The sequence below is a fragment of the Plantactinospora sp. CA-294935 genome, from assembly GCF_050936445.1.
GTDB lineage: Bacteria > Actinomycetota > Actinomycetes > Mycobacteriales > Micromonosporaceae > Plantactinospora.
Map to the genome: position 1 here is coordinate 402070 of NZ_JBNJMU010000001.1, position 22237 is coordinate 424306.

Genomic DNA, 22237 nt, shown 5'->3' on the forward strand with positions numbered 1-22237 from the left:
ACCTCTCTAGGTGATGGGCACGGTGCTGGTCACCGTGGCCTGGTCGATGTCCGATAACCGGACCGTGAAGCTGAGCTGCCAGTTGCCTGCGGTCGGCAGGCTGATCTCGCCGGTGGCGTGGTTGTCGGTGAGCGGCAGCAGGGGAATCTCGATCGGTTCGACACCCCGGTCCGGCAGCGCGGCCGTGGCCCGCCACTCGACCACCGGCAGGGGCTTGTTGTCCGGGGTGTACGCGTACAGGTGGATCGAGTTGCTGCCGGTCCCGGCCGGGTCCACCTCGACCTGCAACGAGTAGAGCGCACTGGTCAACGTGGTGGTGTAGTAACCGGGACCACCGGCATCCCCGTACTCGCCAGCGGTCCGGGCCGGCGGGGTCTGCACCAGTACTGCGGAGAGGGCCAGCACGACAGCGGTGATCGCGAGTTCGACCCAGACCGCCCGCCGGATCCGCCGCGCCGAGCCGACCGGCCGGGCCGGGTCCTCGGCGAGGAGCGCCGTAGCGGTGCCCGCGACGGCACCACCGGCCAGCGCCCTTGCGGCCAACTCGTCGCGACCACCCGAGCCACGAGAACCGGAACCAGCCGGCTCGTTCCGCCCGCCGTCCTCCCGCTCGTCCGTGCCGCCGAGCCCGTCCCGCTCGTCCGTGCCGCCGATCCCGTCCCGCTCGTCCGTGCCGCCGATCCCGCCCGGCTCGTCCGGCTCATCGTCGGCGTAGCCGTCCTCCGGCTCCGCGTAGCCGTCCTCCGGCTCGGTCGGGCCGTCGGCGAGGAGCCGCCGCCGGACCAACTGCCGGGAGTACGCGGCCACCGCGACCACCCCGGCGAAGAGTACGACCTTGGCGATGATCAAGCGGCCGTAGGTGGTCGACACCAGCGCGGACGGCGTACTCACCTCGATGAGGGCCTGCACGACCCCGGCGAGCAGCAGCGCAGAGACCGCGACGGTCGCCCAGCGGGACCAGACCGGCAGGATCGCGTCGAGTTCCCGGTCGTTCGCGCGGCGGAGCAGGAACCCGCCGAGCATGACCAGTCCACCGAGCCAGACCGCCATGCCGGCCAGATGGACGCTGTCGACCACCACCGAGACCGCCGGCACCGGCGAAGCGGCCCCGTGCCCGGCGATCGGCCAGGTGCCCAGACCGGCCACCCCGAGCACGGTCAGCAGGATCTGGTCGCCTCGGCCGGCCCGGCCGCCGATCAGGGGGCGGAGCAGGATCGCCGCCGCGGCCAGGATGCCGAGCCGGACCAGGTGGGCCGCGCCGAAGGTGCTGCCGAGTACGTCACCGAGTGCGCTGCCGCTGACCGCGAACGGCCCGCCGCCGGTGGTGTACGGCACCTGGAGCCAGAGCCCGGCGAGGGTGGAGAGCACGATCAGCCCGATGCCGGTCCAGACCAGCCGGGCCGGGCCGCGCCGGTCGAGCCGTCGGGGCCAGAGCAGGCTGAGTACCATCACGGGCCCGATCAGCAGCAGCAGACCGGCGTAGCCGACGTACTTGAAGACCCGTACCGCCGCGCCCACCACCGGGTGCACGTCCTCGGCGCCGCTGTCCGACGGCGGCGTGGACGGGGCACCGACGGAATAGGTGTACGCGCCGGCGACCGGGTGGCTGTCCGCCGAGATCACCCGGTAGCTGACCAGGTAGGTCCCCTGGGCACCGGACGCGTCGACCGGGATGGTCACCACCGCGCCGTTGAAGGTCGGGTCGCCCCGGTCCACCCGGGCGCCGTCCGGGCCGAGGACGCGGATCTTGTCCGGCACCTCCCGGACGCTCTCGCTGAAGGTGAGCACCACCTCGGCGGGCGAGTTGGGCAGCACCACGTCGGCGGCCGGACTGCTGCTCACCAGCACCGCGTGCGCGCTGGCCGGGGCGGCCGGGCCGAGCAGCAGGGCGAGGGCGGCCAGCAGCAGGCCGAGACTGGCGCCGGCGCGGGCCAACCATCGACGATTCGCAGCAATCATGCCCGACATCGTGGCCGACCACCCCGGTCTTGCGCGACCTCGGGTCACGCCCGGCCCTCCTCGGTCACACCGCCCGACACCGGACGACGGCCACCGGCGGCCACCCGCGGACAACGGGCACCGGCCGCCAACCCGGGAGAACGGCGGACGGCGGACGGCCGCGGACGACCGCCACCGGCCGCCAGCCCCGGACGACGGGCACCGGCCGCCACCCCGGGAGAACGGCGGACGGCGGACGGCCGCCGTCCGGCGCGCCGGACGGCGCAGAAGTCCTCGGCTGCCCGGCGCGCGGGCCCGGTCCCGTCAGGGGTCACAGATCGATAGTCGGCGCCGGACCCGAAAAAGTTCCCGACCCCGCGACACCGGCCCAAGAAACCGTGGACCAGTCCCCGGGGACGGCAGGCACCGCCGACGCACGAATCGGCTCCGCCACCGGGCTCCGGCGACCGACGGCCGGAGGTTCTGCCCGGTAATGCCCACCTGCCACCGTAATGCCCCCTACCGTTGGTGAGCGTGATCTCACCCGGTACGGCGCTCGGGATGACCGAAGCCACACCGGAGCCGGAAACCCTCCCACCGACCAAGACGACTAATGACTGTGACTGAGCGGACCACAGCAAGCACCCCGGCACCGGGCCACGGCCGCTGGCGGGCCGTCCGCCCGTGGCTCGGCACGGCCGCCCGGCTGGGCCTGGCCGCCGTGTGGCTCACCGCAGGCGGGTCCAAGGTCGGTGACCTCGCGGCCTCCGGCCGGGCGGTCAGCGCGTACAAAATCTTCCCGTACGACCTGGCGGTGGTGATCGGCGCGGTGCTGCCGTTCGTGGAGTTGGCCCTGGGGCTGATCCTGCTGGTCGGGCTCGCCACCCGGCTCGCCGCCGGGATCTCCGCGGCGCTCCTTGTGATCTTCATCGCCGGGATCGCCTCGGCCTGGGCACGCGGCCTCTCCATCGACTGCGGCTGCTTCGGCAGCGGTGGTGACCTCGCCGCCGGTCAGGACCCGACGTACGGCACTGAGGTCCTCCGCGACGTGGGCTTCCTGGTGCTCGCCGGCTTCCTGCTGGTCTGGCCGCGTACCCCGGTCTCGGTGGACGCGGCGTTGGGTCGGGAGACCCGCGAGGAGGAGAGCGACGATGAGTGACCGGAACCGCAAGGGACAGCGCCGGCCCGCCCGGGTGGTACGCGAGCAGATGGCCCGGGAACGGCGCCGCAAGCGCACCCTGTGGGCCTCGGTCGGCGCGGTCGTCGTGCTGATCATCGCCGGGTTGATCGGCTGGGGCGTCTCGGCCAGCCAGGACTCCGGCGACTTCACCCCGCCGGGCGGGGCCAACCCGGAGGGCACCGGCATCGTGATCGGTTCCGGGCCGGTCAACATCGACGTGTACGAGGACTTCATCTGCCCGATCTGCCGCACCTTCGAGCAGCAGGCCGGCGGTACCCTCGACCAGCTCGTCGCCGAGGGCAAGGTACGGGTCACCTACCACCCGGTGGCGTTCCTCAACCGCTTCTCCAGCACCGAGTACTCGACCCGGTCGTCCGCCGCCTCCGGGTGCGCGGCGCAGAGCGGCAAGTTCCGGGAGTACGCGAGGGCGCTCTTCGACCGGCAACCGCCGGAGGGCGGCGCCGGGCTCAGTGACGACCAGCTCGTCGAGGTCGCCACCAGCATCGGGCTGGCCGGGGACAGTTTCCGCAACTGCGTCGAGGAGAATACCTTCGACAAGTGGACCGAGCACGTGACCGACGAGGCGGCCCGGGCAGGGGTGACCGGCACGCCGACCGTGCTCGTCGCCGGCAAGCAGGTGCAGGCCAGCGCCGAGGCGATCACCGCAGCGGTGGCGGCGGCCGGCAAGTGACCTGCCCCACCCCGGGCAGCGGTCGGAGCGGCCTGCTGCGGCGGGTCGGGATCGCCCTGGTGGCGGCGCTGGCCGGCGTACTCGGGTCCGCCGCGCCGGCCGCCGCGCACGCCGCCGACACCCCGGACGGCACCAACTACCGCACCGAGGTCACCGGGGTGACTCCGGCGCTGCCGGGGCTGCGGGTACGGGTGGTGGAGGGCGGGGCCCGGCTCGAACTGGAGAACCGGACGGGTCGCACGGTCGAGGTGCTGGGCTACGCCGGGGAGCCGTACCTGGAGATCCGTCCCGACGGCGTCTACGAGAACACCGCCTCGCCGGCGACGTACCTGAACCGGACCCTCGCCGGGGACACCGCGCTGCCGGCCGGGGCCGATCCGACCCGGGCACCGTCCTGGCGACGGGTCGGCACCGAGCCGGTCGTCCGCTGGCACGACCAGCGCAGCCGCTGGCTGGCGGAGGCGCCACCGCCCGAGGTCGCCGCCGGCCCGGACCGGCCGCACCGGGTACGCGACTGGGTGGTGCCGCTGCGCGACGGACTGCGCCCGGTGGAGCTGCGCGGCACGCTGGACTGGCTGCCGCCGCCCGACCCGCTGCCCTGGTGGAGCGTGAGCCTGCTCGGTGCGCTGGCGATCGGGGCGCTCGGGGTGCTGCCCCGGAACTCCCGACCGGGCCGCCGGGCCACCGCCGGGCTGGCCGTACTCGCGGTCGTCGGCGGAGTGGCGGCGCTGGGCTTCGCGCTGGCCCGGGGCGCCGACGCCGGGCTCGGCGGGATGCTGCTCGGACTCGTCACGGCGCAACTCTGGCCGGCCCTGACCGGCGTGGGGGCACTGACCGCCGGGGCGTACGCGCTGACCCGGCGACCGGCCGGCGACTTCGCGCTGGCGCTCGCCGGTACCTGTCTGGCGCTCTTCACCGGGGTGACCAACGCGGCGGTCTTCCTGCGCTCGGTGGTCCCGGTGCCGTGGCCGGCACAGTGGGCCCGGGTCCTGGTCGCGGTGGTGATCGCGGTCGGCGGTGGGCTGGCCGTGGCCGGTGTGCTGCGGCTGCGCGCCACCGGCCGGTCGGCCGACGCCACACCGACCGGCACCGGTGCACGTCGACGGCCGGCCCGCCGCTGGTCGGTGACCCTGCCGGCGGGCGAGCCCGGTTCGGGCGCCGACGGAGAGCGCGCCGACCAGCCGGCGGTCAGCGGCTAGCGGTCGACCGGATTCAGCGTCAACGGGCGGCGCTCATCCAACGGAGCGGACTCAGCCGTTGGCGGCGAGTCCCTGCCACGGTTGCGCACCCTGCCGGTCTGACCGCCGTGGTTGCCGGGCGGCCACCGCCGGGTCGAACCCGTACGGCAGCTCCAGGCGGTGCCGGGCGAGCAGGTCGGCGTCGGCGAGGATCTCGGCGGTCGCCCCGTCGGCGACGATCCGACCGGTGTCCAGGATCACCGACCGGTCACAGAGCTCCAGCGCGTACGGGAGGTCGTGGGTGACCATCAGCAGGGTCACCGGCAACCGGCGCAGGATCCCGGCCAGCTCGCGGCGGGCGGCCGGGTCGAGGTTGGAGGAGGGCTCGTCCAGGACGAGGATCTCCGGACGCATCGCCAGTACGGTCGCGACCGCCACCCGGCGGCGCTGCCCGAAGGAGAGGTGCTGGGGCGCCCGGTCCCGGTGCTCGGCCATCCCGACCGCGTCCAGCGCCTCGGTCACCCGCTGGGCCAGTTCGGCGCCGCGCAGGCCGAGGTTCGCCGGGCCGAACGCCACGTCCTCGGCGACGGTGGGCAGGAAGAGCTGGTCGTCGGGGTCCTGGAAGACGATCCCGACCCGGCGGCGGATCTCGGCCAGGGTGGCCCGGTCCCGGTCCACGGTCAGCCCGCCGACGGTGACCGTGCCGGCGCCACCGGCGAGGATCCCGTTCAGGTGCAGCACCAGGGTGGTCTTGCCGGCGCCGTTCGGGCCGAGCAGGGCGATCCGCTCGCCGCGCGGCACGGTCAGGTCGACACCGCGCAGCGCGACCTGACCGTCGGGATAGCTGAACTGCACGCCACGGACGTCCAGGGACGGCGGGTCGGCGGCCGGAGCGGTGTCCACGTACCCGATCATCCCAGCACGACCGCGGCGGCGGCGATGCCGGTGGCGGCGAGCGGCACCGTCGCCGCCACCAGCCAGTGCCGGGTGGTGGCCGCGTCCGTGGCCAGCCACACTCCCGGCATCCGGCCCTGGTAGCCCCGGGAGACCATCGCCAGATAGACCCGCTCGCCCCGTTCGAAGGCGCGCAGGAAGAGCGCGCCCACCCCCGCGGCGAAGCCGCGCAACTGCCACAGGAACCGGGGATCGTCACCCCGGGAGATCCGGGCGACCCGCATCCGCCGTGCCTCGCCGACCAGCACGTCCAGGTAGCGCAGCATGAAGGTGGCGATCTGGGTGAGGATCTGCGGGCAGTGCAGCCGGTCCAGCCCGAGGATCAGGTCCCGCATCGTGGTGGTACCGGCGAGCAGCAGCGAGGCCAGCACCCCGAGGGTGCCCTTGGCCAGGATGTTCCAGCCGCCGTAGAGCCCGTCGACGGAGAGTTCGAGCCCCAGCCAGCTCACCCGCTCGCCGGTGCCGAGGAACGGCAGCGCGAACGCGAACACCACGAACGGCAACTCGATCAGCGACCGGCTGGCCAGCCAGCGCAGCCCGACCCGGGACACCACCGCCACCAGCAGCACGAGCAGGAGGTAGCCGCCGAAGGCCCAGAACGCCTCGCGGGGGGTGGCGACCACGGCGAGGGTGAAGACCACCATCGCCGCGATCTTGACCTCGGGCGGCAGCCGGTGCACCGCCGACGTCCCGTCCCGGTAGAGCACGTGGGCGTGCCCGGCTCCCATCTCCGGCGCCCCTACTCGGTGCCGTCGGTACCGGTCCGGCCGGCGGGCGTCACGGTCGACCCGTCGCCGCCGCGCGGCGTGGGCGTACCCGTGCCGCTGCCGGCGGCCCGCGCCGGGTCGGATCCGGAGCCAGCGCTCTGCGCCGAACCGGTGGTTTGCGCCGAACCGGTGGTTTGCGCCGAACCGGTGGTTTGCGCCGAACCGGTGGTCGAGCGGCGGCGGGTCAGCCAGAACAGGCCGCCGCCGACGCCGAAGGTGATCAGCACGCCGAGTACCCCGGAGAGCCCGGTGGAGAGGAACGCGTTGTCGACGCCCCGGACCCCGTAGTCGGCGAGCGGCGAGTCGGCCAACTCGTGGTCCTTGGCCTGCTGCGCCGGGCAGCTACCACCGGTGATGTTGTCGTCCGCGTCGAAGGTGCAGCCCTCGCGCAGCGACGAGTCCAGGCCGTCCGGGTGGGCCGAGGCGAAGTTGCTGACCACTCCGGCCAGGAGCAGCGCGACCAGCAGGCCGCCCAGGATGAACGCGCCGGAGCGCTTCGAGATCCGGGTTCCTCCGGTCGTCATCGGGCACCTCCGGCCAGCGGCAGTTGGTTGGCGGTCTGGAGCGGACGCAGCGAGCGCAGCGCGTAGACCAGGTCGGGCCGGACCTTCGCCACGGTGACCACGGTGGTCGCGGTGATCAGGCCCTCGCCGACGCCGATCAGCAGGTGCACCCCGGCCATCGTGCCGGCCAGCCCGCCGAGGCTGCTGCCGACGTCGGTGGTGCCGCCGAGCCAGTACTGCAGTACGAAGCCCTGCGAGGCGACCAGCACGCTGAGCACCGAGGCGACGAACGCGGTGACGGCCAGCCCGGTCACCGTACGGGGCAGGAGCCGGAGCAGCAGCGCGATCAGCAGGTACGCGACCGCGACGCCGATCAGCGCCATGTTGGCGATGTTCAGGCCGAGCATCGCCACCCCGCCGTCGCCGAAGATCAGCGACTGCACGATCAGCACCACCGCCACGCAGAGCGCTCCGACCCAGGGCCCGACCAGGATCGCGGCGAGTGCCCCGCCGAGCAGGTGGCCGCTGACCGCACCGGTGAAGATCGGGAAGTTGAGCATCTGGACCGCGAAGATGAACGCGGCGACCAGCCCGGCCATCGGAGCGAGCCGGTCGTCCAGGTCCTGCCGACCGCGGAACACGCACAGCGCGAGCGCGACCAGGGCCAACGCCCCGAACGCCCCCGCCACGGGACCGTTGATGATCCCGTTCGAGATGTGCATTGCCAGGTATTCCACGCCACCTCCCAGGTGCCGGCGCGGGATCCGCCCCGCCGGCCGGCCCAGCCTAGGAGCCGGCCATCGCTATTGCCAAGATTTTGCAAGAGCTGTATGGCAACCGCAATCTCCGGTCCACCTGGCGATAGGGTCGTGGCCATGACCTCGCCGATCCGCCTCGCCCCCGGGGACGCCGCACCCGACTTCGCGCTGACCACCGACTCCGGAGAGACGCTCTCACTCAAGGAACTGCGTGGCCGCAAGGTGGTGCTCTACGCCTACCCGAAGGCGATGACGCCGGGCTGCACCACGCAGGCCTGTGACTTCCGAGACTCGCTCGCCTCGCTCCAGGCCGCCGGCTACGAGGTGGTCGGCATCTCACCGGACTCTCCCGCCGCGCTGGCGAGGTTCCGGGACCGGGACGCCATCACCTTCCCGTTGGTCTCCGACCCCGACAAGGCGGTACTCGTCGCGTACGGCGCGTACGGCGAGAAGCAGTCGTACGGTCGGACGATCACCGGAGTGATCCGGTCGACCTTCGTCATCGATGAGGAGGGCCGGATCGAGCGGGCGCTCTACAACGTCAAGGCCACCGGGCACGTCGCCAAACTCCGCCGGGACCTCGGCCTGGACTGAGCCCGCCAGCGGTCTAGACTTTGAGCGCGAGCGGGAGTGGTGTAATGGCAGCCACGCAGGATTTAGGTTCCTGTGCCTTCGGGCGTAGGGGTTCGACTCCCCTCTCCCGCACAGCTCGGTCCGGCCGGTGCCCGCGCGGGCGCCGGCCCTGCTGTTAGCACCGTCACGCCCGGCGCGCGGGCCGACGGGGGTTGCCGGCGGGCGGACGAGGATGGCTCGGGTGGGCATCCGCTTCGTACTCGACCCGCCGTCGACCCCCGAGTTGCGCGACGAGATCGTCCGACTGTGGACGGCGGTGACCAACGCCGGTGGCGCGGTCGGGTTCGTCGGCCCGGTCACCGAGGACGACGTCCGGCCGTTCGCGCTGGCCACCCTCCGGGCGGCGGACGAGGGACCGGACCAACTCCTGGTCGGTTACCAGGGTGACGAGTTGACCGCCCTGCTCTTCCTCACCGACAACCGGTTTCACCTCAAGGCGCACTGGTGCGTGCTGAAGCGGGTGATGGTGCACCCCGACCGGCAGGGGTACGGCTACGGCCAGGCCCTGCTGCGCGAGGCCGAGCAGGTGGCCCGGAAGGCGGGCTGGGAGGCCCTGCACCTGACCGTCCGGGACGGCCGGGGTGTGGAGGAGTTCTACCGGCGGCTCGGCTATCGGGAGGTCGGCCGGCTGCCTGGGGCACTCCGGGTCGGGCCGGGCGACGACCGCGACGAGATCCAGATGTGGCTGCCGCTGACCTGACCACCGGCACCGGACAGCGGCACCGCCACCGCCACCGCCACCGAACAGCGGCAACGGCAACGGCAACGGTCAGCGGTCAGCCGCAGCCGACCGGGCCGGGGCGGCCGGCCGCGGCCACCGGCTGTCCGGACGGGTCCGCTCCGGTCGGCGTAGCCGGGTCGGGCGTGGACGACGCGGACGGGGCGGGGGTGTTGCGGGGGACGGACGAGGCGGACGGGCCCGGCGAGCCGGCAGCCGCCGGGGTGGGGTCGTACATCCGTACCGTGCCGCGCTGCACCTGTCGGGGGGCCAGCCGGATTCCGGTGGCGACCGCCTGGTGCCCGTAGACGTCGGTCACCCGGATCGAGTACGGCCCCGGGCCGATCCCGCCGTCGATCACCCAGTAGTTGTCCGAGCCGCGCTTCGCCGCCCGCCAGCTCGAACCGCCCCGCTTCGCCGCCACCGACTTCACCGGGTTGCCGTGGTTGCCCACCTGCACCGCGAACCAGTACGGCGACACGCCGCTCTTGAGCCGGAAGGTGAGCGGGCCGGGCAGCGGCGGGTCGACCGCCGCCCGGTAGCGCACCGGGACGATGCCCTGGGACAGGTCGGCGATCTTCGCGAACGCCTGCCTGGACAGGTCGATCTTGTTGTTGGTGCAGCCCGCGCAGCGGTCCAGCACCATCACCCGGACGGTGCCCTTCGGGCCGGTCACGTCGAGGAAACTGCCGCAGGCGGCCGAGCCGGCGTACTGGCTGGAGCCGAGCGCGACGTAGAGCCGGTTGGCCGGTGGGCCCGGCAGCGAGCAGTTTCCGCCCGAGCTGCCCCCGTCGTAGTGCGACGCCTTTCCCTTGTAGACGGTCGCACCGACCGGCGGCCCGGCCCGCTCCACCATCGGTCCGGCCCGTTCCACCATCGGCCCGAGCCGTTCCAGCGGTGGTGCGGCCAGGGCGGCGGCGCAGGCGGCCGGCTCGGAGAACTGCCAGAAGAGCGCCAACCCGAGGACGGCGGCGAGTAGCGCTGCGAACCCGCCGGCCAGCCAGCGCGGCGACGGACGCCGCCGCGCCGCCCCACCACCCGCGCCCGGGCCGTCGCCGGACTCCGGGGCAGCCGCCGGAGCGCCGCCGTCCGTACCGTCGGGAAGTTCCGCCTCGGTCATCCGGGGCATGTTGCCGTAGCCGTCGCGGCTTTCGCAAGATCTCCACCGGCCGCCGAGCCGGGCCGGTCGACGGGCGCCGATGGGCCGGCGCCGGCCGCCCGCCCCGGTTGTCGCCGGGCGGAAGAGGATCAGCGCGGAAGAGGATCAGCGCGGAAGAGGATCAGCGCGGAAGAGGGCCGGCGGGGAGGAGGGTCAGCTCAGTCGAGCGGCTCCACCGGGTCGCCGACGGTGAGCGTGCCGGCCGAACCGGCCGGGCCGGGCACCGGCACCAGGTTCTGGCCGAAGACCAACTGCCGGTTGATCCGGCGGTACTTCGCCAGGGTGCGCAGCGGCTCGCGGCCGCGTACCCCGGTCTCCTGGTCGGTGGTGGTCACCAGGCAGCGGCCGCAGGGCTTGGCCACCCGGAACGTCACCGGGCCGATCCGGAGCCGGCGGCCGGTCCAGCCGTCCTCGGCCCACGGGTCGGCGCCGCCGACCACCACGTTGGGGCGGAACCGGGTCATCGGCAGCGGCGCCTCGGCGTTGCCGGATTCGACCAGGGACTCGTTCAGCGCGTCCAGCGAGGCGCGGTTGGCCAGCAGCAGCGGGTAGCCGTCGGCGAAGCTGACCCGGTCGGCGGGGTCGACCAGACCGGTGTCCGGGATCGGGCGCACCGTCGGGTCGCCGAGCCAGACCAGCCGGACCTTCCGGTCCAGCAGCCGGGAGAGCCAGTCGTCGGCCGCCGGCTCCGCCCGCCGGGCCGGGGCGGCCGGCATGTTCGAGAAGACGCGTACCGCGACCGGCTCGCCGTCGGTCGGCTCGGTGACCTCCAGCGCGGGCCGGCCGGCGACGCGCAGCACCAGCCCGCCGGGGCGGAGTTCGGGGCGGATCGCCACCAGACCGGCCACCTGGCGCTGGGTGACGCCGACCCCGTCGTCGTCCACGATCATCCAGCGCCGGTCGCCGGCCAGGCCCCACGGCTCGACCCGGGCGGCGTCGAGGTCGAGCCGGTAACAGCCCTTGACCGGGTACGTGTGCAGGGAGACCAGCCGCATGGCGTCCACCCTGCCACAGCGGTTCCGCCGGCCGGGTAGGTGGTTTCCGGCCAGCGGGCGCGGAGTGCGAAACCGGACGCCTACCAGGCGATGCCGATCCCGTCGCCGGGGTACCAGTGCTGGGCCGGGGTCTCCCGGTAGGCGAGGAAGCGGCGGCCGGTCTTCTCGGCGTGTTCGGCGAGCACGTTGGTCACCGTGACGTTGTCGGTGAGCAGCCGGGCCCCGGCAGCCAGCTTCGGGGACACGGCCTGGAACTCCCGGCGTTCGTGCCCGGTGCTGTGGTTGCTGTCGTGCAGGAAGAGGTCGACCGGGCGGTCCAGCGCCTTGATCGAGGCGAGCGAGTCCCCGATCACCAGGTCGACCACGCTGGCCCAGGGCTCGGCCTTGGCCAGGTAACCGGCCTCCGGGTTGATGTCCAGCGAGGTGACCCGGCCCGGCTCGCCGTCGGCGGCGTTGCGCAACAGGGCCGAGGCGAGTACGCAAGTGCCGAGCCCCTTGTCGACCCCGGTCTCCACGACGTGCTTCGGCCGGATGGCCCGGACGATCGCGTACCAGCCGATCCGGCGGGCGTACCGGACGCGCCGGTCGGCCAGCCCGCGCCGGTCCGAGGCGGCGGTGGCCTGCTCGATGTGCCGCCGCAGCGGCTCGTCCTGCTCGATCTCGGTGAGGTACGCCCGCACCTGCTTGACCGGTACGTCGCAGGTCACGCTGACGAACCAGGCAAGGTGCTCCCGGCTGAGCTTGGTCAGGTCGTAGGTGTAGTTGTGGTGCTCGCGGGAGGTGAGCAGCCACTTGGCCGAGACACTGATCACCCGGGCGTCATGCCGGGCCACCCGCATGAACCGCTTGGGGAACGCGGCAACGGGGGCGAGGCGCGTGCGGGCGATCGCACGCCGGAAATTCGTACCGTCCACCCGGAAGGTTCTACCACGTTCGCGGTGTCCCATTGCCCTCTGAATTATTTCATGCATACAGTCTTCTTGTGAATGACAGCGCTGTCATCGCGGCCCCGCCGATGGACCGCGTGCTCGACCTGTTCCAGGGCATCCGGCTGACGCCGACCCAGCGACGGATCGCGCACAGCCTGGTCCAGCACGCCGCCTCCGCCGCCTACCTCTCCGCGGCCGAGGTCGCCGAACTGGCCAAGGTCAGCCAGCCCTCGGTGACCCGGTTCGCCATGGCACTGGGCTACGACGGCTATCCGGCGCTGCGCCGCCGGCTCCGGGAGATCGCGGCCGCCGGCTACGGCCGGCCCGATCTCGGGATACCGGCCGGCAACGAGATGCAGCGGGCGATCCGCGCCGAGGCCGACAACCTGGACCGGCTCGCCGAGCAGCTCGCCGACCGGGACGGGGTGACCGCCGCCGGCACGCTGCTGGCCGGCAGCCGCCCGCTGGTCGTACTCGGGCTGCGCGCCGCCGCCCCGCTGGCCGGCTACTTCGCGTACTTCGCGGCGAAGGTGCATCCGGACGTACGGGTCCTCGACTCCGGCGGGACGCTGCTGACCGACCGGCTGGAGCAGGCCCGGGCGGCCGGGGCGAGTGCGCTGCTCGGCATCGTGCTGCCCCGCTATCCCCGGGAGTCGCTGGACGCGCTCCGGGAAGCCCGCGCGGCCGGGATGTCGGTGGTGGTGATCACCGACTCGGCGGTCAGCCCGGCCGCCGAGTACGCCGACATCGTGCTGCCGGCCGCGGTCGGCGCCCAGCTCGTCTTCGACCTGCACACCGCGCCGATGGCGCTGTCGATGGTGCTGCTCCAGGCGATCTGCGACGCCGCACCGGCCGACGCCCAGCGCCGACTGGAGGAGTTCGAGCAGTCGGCCGCCCGCCGCCAGTTGTTCGTCGGATAGCCACCGGCAGTTCACCGTTCTCGCAGCACCGCCCCGCACCGCACGCCACCATCGAACCGTTCCACCGCAGGAGGAGTTGACATGCCCGAGCCGATCCGCGCCGCCCGCGGCACCACCCGGACCGCCGCCGGGTGGCCGCAGGAGGCGGCGCTGCGGATGCTGATGAACAACCTCGACCCGGAGGTGGCCGAACGCCCCGACGACCTGGTCGTGTACGGCGGGACCGGCCGGGCGGCCCGGGACTGGCCGTCGTACCACGCACTGGTCCGCACCCTCGGCTCGCTCGCCGACGACGAGACGATGTTGGTGCAGTCGGGGCGGCCGGTCGGGGTGTTGCGGACCCACGAGTGGGCGCCGAGGGTGCTGATCGCCAACTCGAACCTGGTCGGCGACTGGGCCACCTGGCCGGAGTTCCGCCGCCTCGAACAGCTCGGCCTGACCATGTACGGCCAGATGACCGCCGGCTCGTGGATCTACATCGGCACCCAGGGCATCCTCCAGGGCACCTACGAGACCTTCGCCGCCGTGGCCGCGAAGATCGCCGCCAGCCGCGCTGACGGGCAGCGGCCGAGCGGTGGCTCGCTGGCCGGCACCCTGACCCTGACCGCCGGCTGCGGCGGGATGGGCGGGGCGCAGCCGCTCGCGGTGACCATGAACGGCGGCGCCTGCCTGATCGTCGACGTCGACCCGGAGCGGCTGGCCCGCCGGGTCACCACCCGCTATCTCGACACCGTGGCCGGCTCACTCGACGAGGCGGTCGAGCAGGTCCTCGCCGCCAAGCGGGAGCGCCGGGCGCTCTCCGTCGGGGTGGTCGGCAACGCCGCGACCGTCTTTCCCGAGCTGCTCCGCCGGGGCGTCGAGATCGACGTCGTCACCGACCAGACCAGCGCGCACGACCCGCTGTCGTACGTCCCGGAGGGGCTGGAGCTGGCCGACGCCGCCGAGCTGGCCCGGGTGAAGCCGGCCGAGTACACCGAGCGGGCCCGGGCCGCCATGGTCAGGCACGTCGCCGCGATGGTCGGCTTCCTCGACGGCGGTGCCGAGGTCTTCGACTACGGCAACTCGATCCGGGCCGAGGCGCAGCTCGGCGGGTACGACCGGGCGTTCGCGTTCCCCGGGTTCGTGCCGGCGTACATCCGGCCGCTGTTCAGCGAGGGCAAGGGACCGTTCCGCTGGGCGGCGCTCAGCGGTGACCCGGCCGACATCGCCGCCACCGACCGGGCGGTGCTGGAGCTGTTCCCGGAGAACGAGTCGCTGGCCCGGTGGATCCGGCTGGCCGGCGAGCGGGTCGCCTTCCAGGGCCTGCCGGCCCGGATCTGCTGGCTCGGCCACGGCGAGCGGGACAAGGCGGGGGTGCGGTTCAACGAGATGGTGGCCAGCGGGGAGCTGACCGCCCCGGTGGTGATCGGCCGGGACCACCTGGACGCCGGGTCGGTCGCCTCGCCCTACCGGGAGACCGAGGCGATGGCCGACGGCTCCGACGCGATCGCCGACTGGCCGCTGCTGAACGCGCTGGTCAACACCGCCAGCGGCGCCTCCTGGGTGAGCATCCACCACGGCGGCGGGGTCGGCATCGGCCGCTCCATCCACGCCGGCCAGGTCTGCGTCGCCGACGGCAGCGCGCTGGCCGGGCAGAAGATCGAGCGGGTGCTGAGCAACGACCCGGCCACCGGCGTACTCCGGCACGTCGACGCCGGCTATCCGGAGGCCGTCGCGGCCGCCGCCCGGGGCGACCTGCGCATCCCGATGGCCGAAGGGTAGGCGGGCGTTGACGTCGAACCCGATCCCGGTGCACACCTGGTTTCCCCGGCTCTGGGCGGAGATCGCCCCGATCGGCCGTGACCCGGGCACCGGCGGCTACCTCCGGTACGGCTTCACCGAGCCGGTACGGGAGTTGGAGCGGTGGTTCCGCGGCGTCGCCGAGGCCGACGGGGCGCACACCGTGGCGCCGGACGGCAACGGCAACCTCGTCGCCTGGTACGGCCCGCCGCCGGAGCGGGGCGACGCCGTGCTGCTCGGCAGCCACTTCGACTCGGTCCCGTACGGCGGCGGCTACGACGGCCCGCTCGGCATCGTCAGCGCCCTGCTGGCGGTACGGGCGCTCCGGGCGGAGGGTCGGGAGTTCCGCCGCCCGGTCGGGGTGGTGGCGTTCGCCGAGGAGGAGGGCTCGCGGTTCGGCGTACCCTGCCTCGGCTCCCGGCTGCTGACCGGGGCGCTCGATCCAGAGCGGGCGGCGGCGCTGACCGACCGGGACGGCGTCACCCTGGCCGAGGCGATGGACGGTCGGCCGGCGGGGGTCCGACCGGAGCTGCTGGACGGGATCGGCGCCTTCGTCGAGCTGCACGTCGAGCAGGGCCGGGCGCTGGTCGACCTCGGCGCACCGGTCGGGGTGGCCAGCGGAATCTGGCCGCACGGCCGCTGGCGGCTGGACTTCACCGGCGAGGCCAACCACGCCGGTACCACCCGGATGGCCGACCGGCGCGACCCGATGCTGACCTACGCCTTCACCGTGCTGGCCGCCAACAAGGAGGCCCGGCTGCGCGGTGCGCACGCCACGATCGGCCGGGTCGAGGTGGAGCCGAACGCCACCAACGCGATCCCGGCCCGGGTCCGCGGTTGGCTGGACGCCCGGGCGGCCGACGCCGGCACCCTGGAGGCGCTGGTCGAGGGGGTACGTGGCAAGGCCGCCGACCGGGCCACCCGGGACGGTACGACGCTGACCGTCACCCGCGAGTCGCTCAGCCCACCTGTCGAGTTCGACGGCGGACTGGTCAAGGCGTTCCGCGAGGTACTCGCCGATGGCGTACCGGTGCTGCCGACCGCCGCCGGGCACGACGCCGGGATCCTGGCCGAGCACGTGCCGACCGCGATGCTCTTCGTGCGGAACCCGACCGGGGTGTCGCACTCCCCGGCCGAGGCGGCCGGCGACGACGACTGTGCCGAGGGCGTACGCCGGCTGGCCGACCTGCTCGCCCACCTGGCCGCCGGATGACCGCCCCCGAGCCGGCCCGCTACCACGCCGAGTACGCCTGGCTGCCGGACCGCCCCGCGCCCGACGCCGACGTGCTGATCGAGGTGGTCGACGGCCGGTTCGGCACGGTCACTGCCGGGGTGCCGGTGCCGCCGCCGGACGCCCGGCGGCTGCCCGGGCTGACCCTGCCGGGGCTGGCCAACGCGCACTCGCACGCCTTCCACCGGGCGCTGCGCGGGCGCACCCATGGCGGCCGGGGCGACTTCTGGGCCTGGCGCACCCAGATGTACGCGGTCGCCGACCGCCTCGACCCGGAGCGCTATCTCGCGCTGGCCCGGGCGACGTACGCCGAGATGGCGCTCGCCGGCATCACCTGCGTCGGCGAGTTCCACTACCTGCACCACGCCCCGGACGGCGCCCCGTACGCCGACCCGAACGTGATGAGTGCGGCGCTGGTCGAGGCCGCCGCCCAGGCCGGGATCCGGCTCACCCTGCTGGACACCTGCTATCTGACCGCCACGGTGGACGGTAAGCCGCTCGCCGGGCCGCAACTGCGGTTCGGCGACGGCGACGCGGCGCGCTGGGCGCGGCGGGCCGGCGCGTTCACCCCGGCCGGTGCGCACGCCCGGGTCGGTGCGGCGATCCACTCGGTCCGGGCGGTACCGGCCGACCAGCTCGCCGAGGTGGCCGGCTGGGCCGCCGACCGGGCCGCCCCGCTGCACCTGCACCTCTCCGAGCAGCCGGCCGAGAACGAGGCGTGCCTGGCGTACCACGGGAAGAGCCCGACCGCGCTGCTGGCCGAGGCCGGCGTGCTCGGCCCGGCCACCACGGCGGTGCACGCGACCCATCTGTCCGATCTGGACCTCGGTGTGCTCGGGTCCAGCGGTACCGGGGTCTGCGCCTGCCCGACCACCGAGCGGGAGCTGGCCGACGGGGTGGGGCCGTTCCGGAAGCTGGTCGACGAGGGCAGCACGGTCAGCCTCGGCACCGACAGCCACGCCGTGGTGGATCTCTTCGAGGAGGCCCGGGCGATGGAGCTGAACCTGCGGCTGACCACCCTGACCCGGGGCCAGTTCAGCCCGGTCGAGCTGCTGCGCGCCGCGACCGAGGTCGGGCACGCCACGCTGGGCTGGACGGACGCCGGCCGGCTGGAGCACGGCGACCGGGCCGACCTGGTCACCGTCCGGCTGGACAGCGCCCGGACCGCCGGGGTGCCGCCGGTCGGGGTCTTCTTCGCGGCCGGCGCGGCCGACGTGACCGACGTGCTGATCGACGGCCGGCCGGTGGTACGGGAGGGCCGGCACGTCCGGCTCGACGTGCCGGCCGAGTTGTCGGCGGCGATCGCGACGGTGGCGCCGTGAACCCGCGCAACCGCGGCGGTGGCGCCGTGAACCTGTGTGATGACGACGGTGGCGTCGTGAACCTGTGTGATCGCGACGGTGGCGCCGTGAACCCGCGCAAGGGGGTGGTGGCGCCGTGAACCTGCTGATCGACAACATCGGCGAACTGGTCACCAACACCGGGATCGGCGAGGGCGGGCCGCTCGGCATCCGCCGCAAGGCGGCGCTGCTGGTCGAGGAGGGCGAGGTCGCCTGGATCGGCCCGGCCCGGTACGCCCCGGCCGCCGACCACCGGATCGACGCCGACGGCGCCGCGGTGCTGCCCGGATTCGTGGACAGCCACGCCCACCTGGTCTTCGCCGGTGACCGGGCCGCCGAGTTCGCCGCCCGGATGGCCGGCGAGCCGTACACCGGGGGCGGCATCCGGACCACCGTCTCCGCTACCCGGGCCGCCGACGACGACCGGCTCCGCGACACCGTCGGACGGCTGCGCGCCGAGGCGGTCCGGCAGGGCACCACCACGATCGAGATCAAGAGCGGGTACGGGCTCAGCGTCGCCGACGAGGCCCGCTCGCTACGGATCGCCGCCGAGTTCACCGCCGAGACGACGTTCCTCGGCGCCCACGTCGTGCCGGCCGAGTACGCCGACCGGCCGGACGACTACGTCGGACTGGTCTGCGGGCCGATGCTCCGGGCCGCGCTGCCGTACGCGAAGTGGATCGACGTCTTCTGTGAGCGGGGCGCCTTCGACGCCGACCACGCCCGGGCGATCCTCACCGTCGGGCAGGCCGCCGGGCTGGGGGTACGGGTGCACGCCAACCAGCTCGGTCCCGGGCCGGGGGTGCAGCTCGGGGTGGAGCTGGGCGCGGCCAGCGTCGACCACTGCACCCATCTCTCCGATGTAGACGTCGACGTGTTGGCGATGTCGGAGACGGTGGCGACACTGCTGCCCGGGGCGGAATTCTCCACCCGGTCGCCGTACCCGGACGCCCGGCGGCTGCTCGAGTCGGGGGTGACCGTGGCGCTGGCCACGGACTGCAACCCCGGGTCGTCGTACACCTCGTCGATGCCGTTCTGCATCGCGCTCGCGGTCCGGGAGATGGGCATGACCCCGGCGGAGGCGGTCTGGGCGGCCACCGCCGGTGGCGCGCGGGCGCTGCGCCGCGCGGACGCCGGAGTGCTCCGGCCGGGGGTACCGGCCGACCTGAGCATCCTCGACGCGCCCTCCTATCTGCACCTGGCCTACCGGCCCGGTGTTCCACTGATCAGCCAGGTCCTGCACAACGGAGTACCGCAATGTCAACCGTGACCCGACCCGTCGTCACCGTCCAGCCCACCGGGATCTCCCCGGCCGACGTGCTGGCGGTGGCCCGGGGCACCGCCACCGTCGTCCTCGATCCGTCCACCCTGGACGCCATGGCGGCCAGCCGGGCGATCGTGGACCGGATCGAGCAGACCGGCCGCCCGGTGTACGGCGTCTCGACCGGGTTCGGCGCGCTGGCCACCACCTTCGTCGCCCCGGAGCGGCGGGCCGAGTTGCAGCACGCGCTGATCCGCTCGCACGCCGCCGGGGTGGGCGCCCCGATGCCCCGCGAGGTGGTCCGGGCGATGATGCTGCTGCGGATCCGCTCGCTCGCCCTCGGCCACTCCGGGGTACGCCCCGAGCTGGCCCGGGCGCTGGCCGACCTGCTCAACGCCGACATCACCCCGTGGGTGCCGGAGCACGGCTCGCTCGGCGCCTCCGGCGACCTGGCCCCGCTGGCGCACTGCGCACTGGTGCTGCTCGGCGAGGGCTGGGTGGTCGGCCCGGACGGCAGCCGGCAGGACGCCTCGGCAGCACTGCGCGCGGCCGGGCTGCGCCCGGTGACGCTGGCCGCCAAGGAAGGGCTGGCGCTGGTCAACGGCACCGACGGAATGCTCGGAATGCTGCTGTTGGCGGTCGCCGACGCACGCCACCTCTTCACGATGGCGGACGTGACGGCGGCACTGGCCATCGAGGCGATGCTCGGCTCGGACCGGCCGTTCCTGCCGGAACTGCACGCGATCCGCCCGCATCCCGGGCAGGCGGTGTCGGCGGCCAACATCCACCGACTGCTCCAAGGCTCGTCCATCATGGACTCCCACCGGGACGACCTGTCGCACGCCGTGCAGGACGCGTACTCGATGCGCTGCGCGCCACAGGTCGCCGGGGCGGCCCGGGACACCCTCGCCTTCGTCGACCAGGTCGCCGGCCGGGAACTCCGCTCGGTGGTGGACAACCCGGTCGTACTCCCGGACGGCCGGGTCGAGTCGACCGGAAACTTCCACGGCGCCCCGCTCGGCTTCGCCGCCGACTTCCTGGCCATCGCCGCCGCCGAGATCGGGGCGATCGCCGAACGCCGGGTGGACCGGCTGCTCGACGTCACCCGGTCCCGGGAACTGCCGGCCTTCCTCTCCCCCGACGCCGGGGTCAACTCCGGGCTGATGATCGCCCAGTACACCGCCGCCGGCATCGTCGCGGAGAACCGGCGGCTCGCCGCACCCGCCTCGGTCGACTCGCTGCCGACCAGCGGCATGCAGGAAGACCACGTCTCGATGGGCTGGGCGGCGGCCAAGAAGCTGCGTACGGTGCTGGAGAACCTGACCAGCCTGCTCGCGGTCGAGCTGATCGCCGGGGTACGCGGCTTGCAGTTGCGGGCCCCGCTGACCCCGTCCCCGGCCGGTCGGGCGGCGCTGGCGGCGCTCCGGGACGCCGTCGGCGAGCCGGGGCCGGACATCTTCCTCGCCCCGGTGCTGGAGGCGGCCCGGGAGGTGGTCGCCGGGCCGGAGTTGCGGGCCGCGATCGAGGCGGAGGTCGGACCCCTGGGGTAGAACATCCGGCATGGGTTACGAGACATGGTTCACCGGCCGGGTCAGCATCTCGCCACCGCTCAACCCGGCCGAGGTCCGTTACCTGACCCGGTTCGCCGAGGTCCGGCACATGCACCGGACCAAGGGACCGTACTTCGTCGGAGGCGGCGGCTACGCGGGGCAGGACATCGAGCCGGACGTACTCGACGGCAGCAAGCCGTCGCCCGGGCAGCCCGGCCTCTGGTGCCAGTGGGTACCGTCCGAGGACGGCTCCGCGCTCGGCTGGGACGAGGAGGAGAAGTTCTACGACGCCGAGCGGTGGATGGCGTACCTGGTCGACACCTTCCTCAAGCCCGGCGCCGCGCTCGCCCGGGAACTCGCCGCGCCGCTGCCGGAGCGGGTCTACGCCGACGAGTTCGCGGAGTTCACCTTCGACCACGTGCTCGACGGCGTTGTCGAGGCCCAGGGCGAGGAGCCGGACGACCGGTGGCGGCTGGAGGTACGGGACAACGTCGTCTACGTGGTCCGGTACGCGGTGCCGGCCGACTACGACGAGATCGACGCGGCAGATCCCGGCGAGTGGGGCGACGCCGAGTGGGCGGAGTTCCACGCCAGGATGCGGCACAACGTCGTGTACGTGCTGCGGGACGACGAGTTCTTCGAGGTCGGCCCGGCGGACGGGCGCAGCTTCGCCCCGGTCGACAGGCCGGACGGAGGCTGACGGCGGAGTTGTCCGGTGGGTGCTCACCAGCTACCGCTGGCGGGCCACCTCCGCGACGAAAGTCCGCCACGCGTCAGAGCCGAAGGTCAGCACCGGTCCAGACCGATCCTTACTGTCCCGCACCCCGACCACACCGAGCAGGTTGTCGGCCACCTCGACGCAGGCGGACCCGCCGTTGTCGCTGCGGGTCGACTTCCGCCAGATGGCGCTGGTCAGGTCCATGACTTCGCAATCTCCGTGATCAGCTCGATCGAGGGGGTGTGCGGCAGCGCCTCCCCTCTCAGACTCTCCCACCTGTTATGCAGGCTGGCAATCGCCTCCGGATCGGCGGTGATGTGTGCCCGCAGTGCGCTGTCCACATGGGCGATCTCCCCGCTCTTGCCCTTCATCAGAATGAACGCTCCGGCCAACCCGGCGTAGGCACCGACCCCCTCCGGGACCACATGCAGGTGCATGTGCGGCTGTTCCGCGCTGCTCAGCAAATGGTCGAGTTGCTCGCGCATCACGGCTGACCCACCGATCGGTCGGCGCAGCACCCCTGAGTCCAGCACGGTAACGAACTGCGGTGGATCCTCCCGGGACAGCACCGACTGCCGGTCCAGCCGGGCGGTCAGTAGTTGCTCGACGCGGTTGGCACTGAACATCCGGCCGCCGGTGAGAACAGCGCGGGCATACGCCTCGGTTTGCAGCAGACCCGGTACCAGCGATGGTTCATACCAACGGATCGAGGTGGCCTCGCGTTCCTTGGTCACCCACTCCTGAAGCCAGACCGGTGACCCAACGCCTAGCTCAAGCTGCTCGACCAGTCGTACGAACAGACCGCCGGTCTTCAGTGCCCGGTCGGCCCCTCTGATGTACTCCATCGTCAGGGCGCGGGTGCCGTTCTCGACCGCGCTGACCAGGGACGCCGAACAGTTGACCCCCTTGCCGAACGCTTCCTGGGTCATCCCGGCAGCGCATCTGGCCCGGCGGATCTCCTCGACGATGAAGTCCGGCATCGAGATCTTCGGGTCGCTCACTACGTCCCTCCACAGGTCGGGTCGGTCAGCTCCG

The 22237-nt window shown here is 73.4% G+C and carries 22 protein-coding genes, 1 tRNA gene and 1 pseudogene; 14 read left to right on the forward strand and 10 right to left on the reverse strand.

The features are described from left to right. Positions 1–6: 6 nt before the first annotated feature. Positions 7–1968 carry a copper resistance CopC/CopD family protein gene (locus ACQEVC_RS01820; RefSeq protein WP_432872717.1) on the reverse strand — a complete coding sequence of 654 codons (1962 nt, stop codon included), beginning with the start codon at positions 1966–1968 and terminating at the stop codon, positions 7–9. A 589-nt stretch (positions 1969–2557) separates the two neighbouring features. Between ACQEVC_RS01820 and ACQEVC_RS01825 the strand changes: the two genes are divergently transcribed. Genes ACQEVC_RS01825 through ACQEVC_RS01835 form a run of 3 tightly spaced genes read left to right on the forward strand, consistent with a single transcriptional unit; the run spans position 2558 to position 5008 of the window. Then, a complete protein-coding gene (locus tag ACQEVC_RS01825; RefSeq protein WP_432872719.1) occupies positions 2558–3097 on the forward strand; it encodes a MauE/DoxX family redox-associated membrane protein in 540 nt (179 codons plus the stop codon). Further along, on the forward strand, positions 3090–3809 hold the full coding sequence (locus ACQEVC_RS01830) for a DsbA family protein (RefSeq protein WP_432872721.1): 720 nt from the start codon (positions 3090–3092) through the stop codon (positions 3807–3809). The genes ACQEVC_RS01825 and ACQEVC_RS01830 overlap by 8 nt, the downstream gene beginning before the upstream one ends. Next, a complete protein-coding gene (locus ACQEVC_RS01835; RefSeq protein WP_432872723.1) occupies positions 3806–5008 on the forward strand; it encodes a hypothetical protein in 1203 nt (400 codons plus the stop codon). Before ACQEVC_RS01830 ends, ACQEVC_RS01835 begins: the two co-directional genes overlap by 4 nt. Positions 5009–5059: 51 nt before the next feature. On the opposite strand, the gene ACQEVC_RS01840 is transcribed toward ACQEVC_RS01835, so the two are convergent. The 4 genes and pseudogenes from ACQEVC_RS01840 to ACQEVC_RS01855 form a co-directional block, all read right to left on the reverse strand. After that, positions 5060–5902, reverse strand: a complete 843-nt coding sequence (locus ACQEVC_RS01840) for an energy-coupling factor ABC transporter ATP-binding protein (protein ID WP_432872725.1) — start codon at positions 5900–5902, stop codon at positions 5060–5062. Next, a complete protein-coding gene (cbiQ, locus tag ACQEVC_RS01845; RefSeq protein ID WP_432872727.1) occupies positions 5899–6669 on the reverse strand; it encodes a cobalt ECF transporter T component CbiQ in 771 nt (256 codons plus the stop codon). Before cbiQ ends, ACQEVC_RS01840 begins: the two co-directional genes overlap by 4 nt. 149 nt (positions 6670–6818) lie before the next feature. Next, a pseudogene (locus ACQEVC_RS01850) lies at positions 6819–7211 on the reverse strand (PDGLE domain-containing protein); the annotation flags it as partial. A 17-nt stretch (positions 7212–7228) separates the two neighbouring features. Next, positions 7229–7948 (reverse strand): energy-coupling factor ABC transporter permease, encoded by a 720-nt coding sequence (locus ACQEVC_RS01855; RefSeq protein ID WP_432872729.1) that lies wholly within the window; start codon positions 7946–7948, stop codon positions 7229–7231. Positions 7949–8086: 138 nt separating this feature from the next. Between ACQEVC_RS01855 and bcp the strand changes: the two genes are divergently transcribed. The 3 genes from bcp (at position 8087) to ACQEVC_RS01870 (ending at position 9302) form a co-directional block, all read left to right on the forward strand. Continuing rightward, positions 8087–8563, forward strand: a complete 477-nt coding sequence (gene bcp, locus ACQEVC_RS01860; protein ID WP_432872731.1) for a thioredoxin-dependent thiol peroxidase — start codon at positions 8087–8089, stop codon at positions 8561–8563. A 30-nt stretch (positions 8564–8593) separates the two neighbouring features. Then, positions 8594–8674: transfer RNA gene (locus ACQEVC_RS01865), tRNA-Leu, on the forward strand. Between the two features lie 109 nt (positions 8675–8783). Continuing rightward, positions 8784–9302 carry an N-acetyltransferase family protein gene (locus ACQEVC_RS01870; protein WP_432872733.1) on the forward strand — a complete coding sequence of 173 codons (519 nt, stop codon included), beginning with the start codon at positions 8784–8786 and terminating at the stop codon, positions 9300–9302. A 76-nt stretch (positions 9303–9378) separates the two neighbouring features. Here ACQEVC_RS01870 and ACQEVC_RS01875 read toward each other — a convergent pair whose 3' ends face one another. From ACQEVC_RS01875 to ACQEVC_RS01885, 3 genes are all read right to left on the reverse strand, one after another. Next, entirely contained in the window at positions 9379–10440 is a 1062-nt protein-coding gene (locus tag ACQEVC_RS01875) for an expansin EXLX1 family cellulose-binding protein (RefSeq protein ID WP_432872734.1), read from the reverse strand. A 197-nt stretch (positions 10441–10637) separates the two neighbouring features. Beyond that, positions 10638–11474 carry an MOSC domain-containing protein gene (locus ACQEVC_RS01880; protein WP_432872736.1) on the reverse strand — a complete coding sequence of 279 codons (837 nt, stop codon included), beginning with the start codon at positions 11472–11474 and terminating at the stop codon, positions 10638–10640. Between the two features lie 80 nt (positions 11475–11554). Continuing rightward, the gene (locus ACQEVC_RS01885) at positions 11555–12388 is read right to left on the reverse strand and encodes a class I SAM-dependent methyltransferase (protein WP_432872737.1); all 834 of its coding nucleotides are present in this window, start codon (positions 12386–12388) and stop codon (positions 11555–11557) included. A 68-nt stretch (positions 12389–12456) separates the two neighbouring features. Here ACQEVC_RS01885 and ACQEVC_RS01890 point away from each other — a divergent pair, with 68 nt between their 5' ends. The 8 genes from ACQEVC_RS01890 (at position 12457) to ACQEVC_RS01925 (ending at position 21184) form a co-directional block, all read left to right on the forward strand. Beyond that, positions 12457–13323, forward strand: a complete 867-nt coding sequence (locus ACQEVC_RS01890; protein WP_318401884.1) for a MurR/RpiR family transcriptional regulator — start codon at positions 12457–12459, stop codon at positions 13321–13323. Positions 13324–13404: 81 nt separating this feature from the next. Next, on the forward strand, positions 13405–15084 hold the full coding sequence (gene hutU / locus ACQEVC_RS01895; RefSeq protein WP_432872739.1) for a urocanate hydratase: 1680 nt from the start codon (positions 13405–13407) through the stop codon (positions 15082–15084). A 7-nt stretch (positions 15085–15091) separates the two neighbouring features. Next, positions 15092–16315 carry an allantoate amidohydrolase gene (locus tag ACQEVC_RS01900; RefSeq protein WP_432872741.1) on the forward strand — a complete coding sequence of 408 codons (1224 nt, stop codon included), beginning with the start codon at positions 15092–15094 and terminating at the stop codon, positions 16313–16315. Further along, entirely contained in the window at positions 16312–17655 is a 1344-nt protein-coding gene (locus tag ACQEVC_RS01905) for a formimidoylglutamate deiminase (RefSeq protein WP_432872743.1), read from the forward strand. Before ACQEVC_RS01900 ends, ACQEVC_RS01905 begins: the two co-directional genes overlap by 4 nt. Beyond that, complete coding sequence (locus ACQEVC_RS01910; RefSeq protein WP_432872745.1) at positions 17652–17774, forward strand: hypothetical protein; 123 nt, start codon at positions 17652–17654, stop codon at positions 17772–17774. Before ACQEVC_RS01905 ends, ACQEVC_RS01910 begins: the two co-directional genes overlap by 4 nt. Beyond that, positions 17771–18943 (forward strand): imidazolonepropionase, encoded by a 1173-nt coding sequence (hutI, locus tag ACQEVC_RS01915; RefSeq protein ID WP_432872746.1) that lies wholly within the window; start codon positions 17771–17773, stop codon positions 18941–18943. The genes ACQEVC_RS01910 and hutI overlap by 4 nt, the downstream gene beginning before the upstream one ends. Next, positions 18931–20484 (forward strand): histidine ammonia-lyase, encoded by a 1554-nt coding sequence (gene hutH, locus ACQEVC_RS01920; RefSeq protein ID WP_432872748.1) that lies wholly within the window; start codon positions 18931–18933, stop codon positions 20482–20484. The genes hutI and hutH overlap by 13 nt, the downstream gene beginning before the upstream one ends. 10 nt (positions 20485–20494) lie before the next feature. Then, positions 20495–21184: a hypothetical protein gene (locus tag ACQEVC_RS01925; protein ID WP_432872750.1), complete on the forward strand. Its 690-nt coding sequence runs from the start codon at positions 20495–20497 to the stop codon at positions 21182–21184. Positions 21185–21214: 30 nt separating this feature from the next. Here ACQEVC_RS01925 and ACQEVC_RS01930 read toward each other — a convergent pair whose 3' ends face one another. Both ACQEVC_RS01930 and ACQEVC_RS01935 read right to left on the reverse strand, forming a co-directional pair. Then, positions 21215–21406: a DUF397 domain-containing protein gene (locus tag ACQEVC_RS01930; RefSeq protein ID WP_432872752.1), complete on the reverse strand. Its 192-nt coding sequence runs from the start codon at positions 21404–21406 to the stop codon at positions 21215–21217. Next, positions 21397–22203, reverse strand: a complete 807-nt coding sequence (locus tag ACQEVC_RS01935) for a helix-turn-helix domain-containing protein (RefSeq protein ID WP_432872754.1) — start codon at positions 22201–22203, stop codon at positions 21397–21399. Before ACQEVC_RS01935 ends, ACQEVC_RS01930 begins: the two co-directional genes overlap by 10 nt. Between the last annotated feature and the right edge of the window lie 34 nt (positions 22204–22237).

Excerpts from the sequence above, each read along its gene's own strand:
- ACQEVC_RS01925 (WP_432872750.1), top strand. The coding sequence starts at position 20,495 with ATGGGTTACGAGACATGGTTCACCGGCCGGGTCAGCATCTCGCCACCG.
- ACQEVC_RS01930 (WP_432872752.1), bottom strand. The coding sequence starts at position 21,406 with ATGGACCTGACCAGCGCCATCTGGCGGAAGTCGACCCGCAGCGACAAC.
- hutH (WP_432872748.1), top strand. The coding sequence starts at position 18,931 with ATGTCAACCGTGACCCGACCCGTCGTCACCGTCCAGCCCACCGGGATC.
- ACQEVC_RS01840 (WP_432872725.1), bottom strand. The coding sequence starts at position 5,902 with ATGATCGGGTACGTGGACACCGCTCCGGCCGCCGACCCGCCGTCCCTG.
- ACQEVC_RS01905 (WP_432872743.1), top strand. The coding sequence starts at position 16,312 with ATGACCGCCCCCGAGCCGGCCCGCTACCACGCCGAGTACGCCTGGCTG.
- hutU (WP_432872739.1), top strand. The coding sequence starts at position 13,405 with ATGCCCGAGCCGATCCGCGCCGCCCGCGGCACCACCCGGACCGCCGCC.
- cbiQ (WP_432872727.1), bottom strand. The coding sequence starts at position 6,669 with ATGGGAGCCGGGCACGCCCACGTGCTCTACCGGGACGGGACGTCGGCG.
- ACQEVC_RS01820 (WP_432872717.1), bottom strand. The coding sequence starts at position 1,968 with ATGTCGGGCATGATTGCTGCGAATCGTCGATGGTTGGCCCGCGCCGGC.
- bcp (WP_432872731.1), top strand. The coding sequence starts at position 8,087 with ATGACCTCGCCGATCCGCCTCGCCCCCGGGGACGCCGCACCCGACTTC.
- ACQEVC_RS01875 (WP_432872734.1), bottom strand. The coding sequence starts at position 10,440 with ATGACCGAGGCGGAACTTCCCGACGGTACGGACGGCGGCGCTCCGGCG.
- ACQEVC_RS01880 (WP_432872736.1), bottom strand. The coding sequence starts at position 11,474 with ATGCGGCTGGTCTCCCTGCACACGTACCCGGTCAAGGGCTGTTACCGG.
- ACQEVC_RS01830 (WP_432872721.1), top strand. The coding sequence starts at position 3,090 with ATGAGTGACCGGAACCGCAAGGGACAGCGCCGGCCCGCCCGGGTGGTA.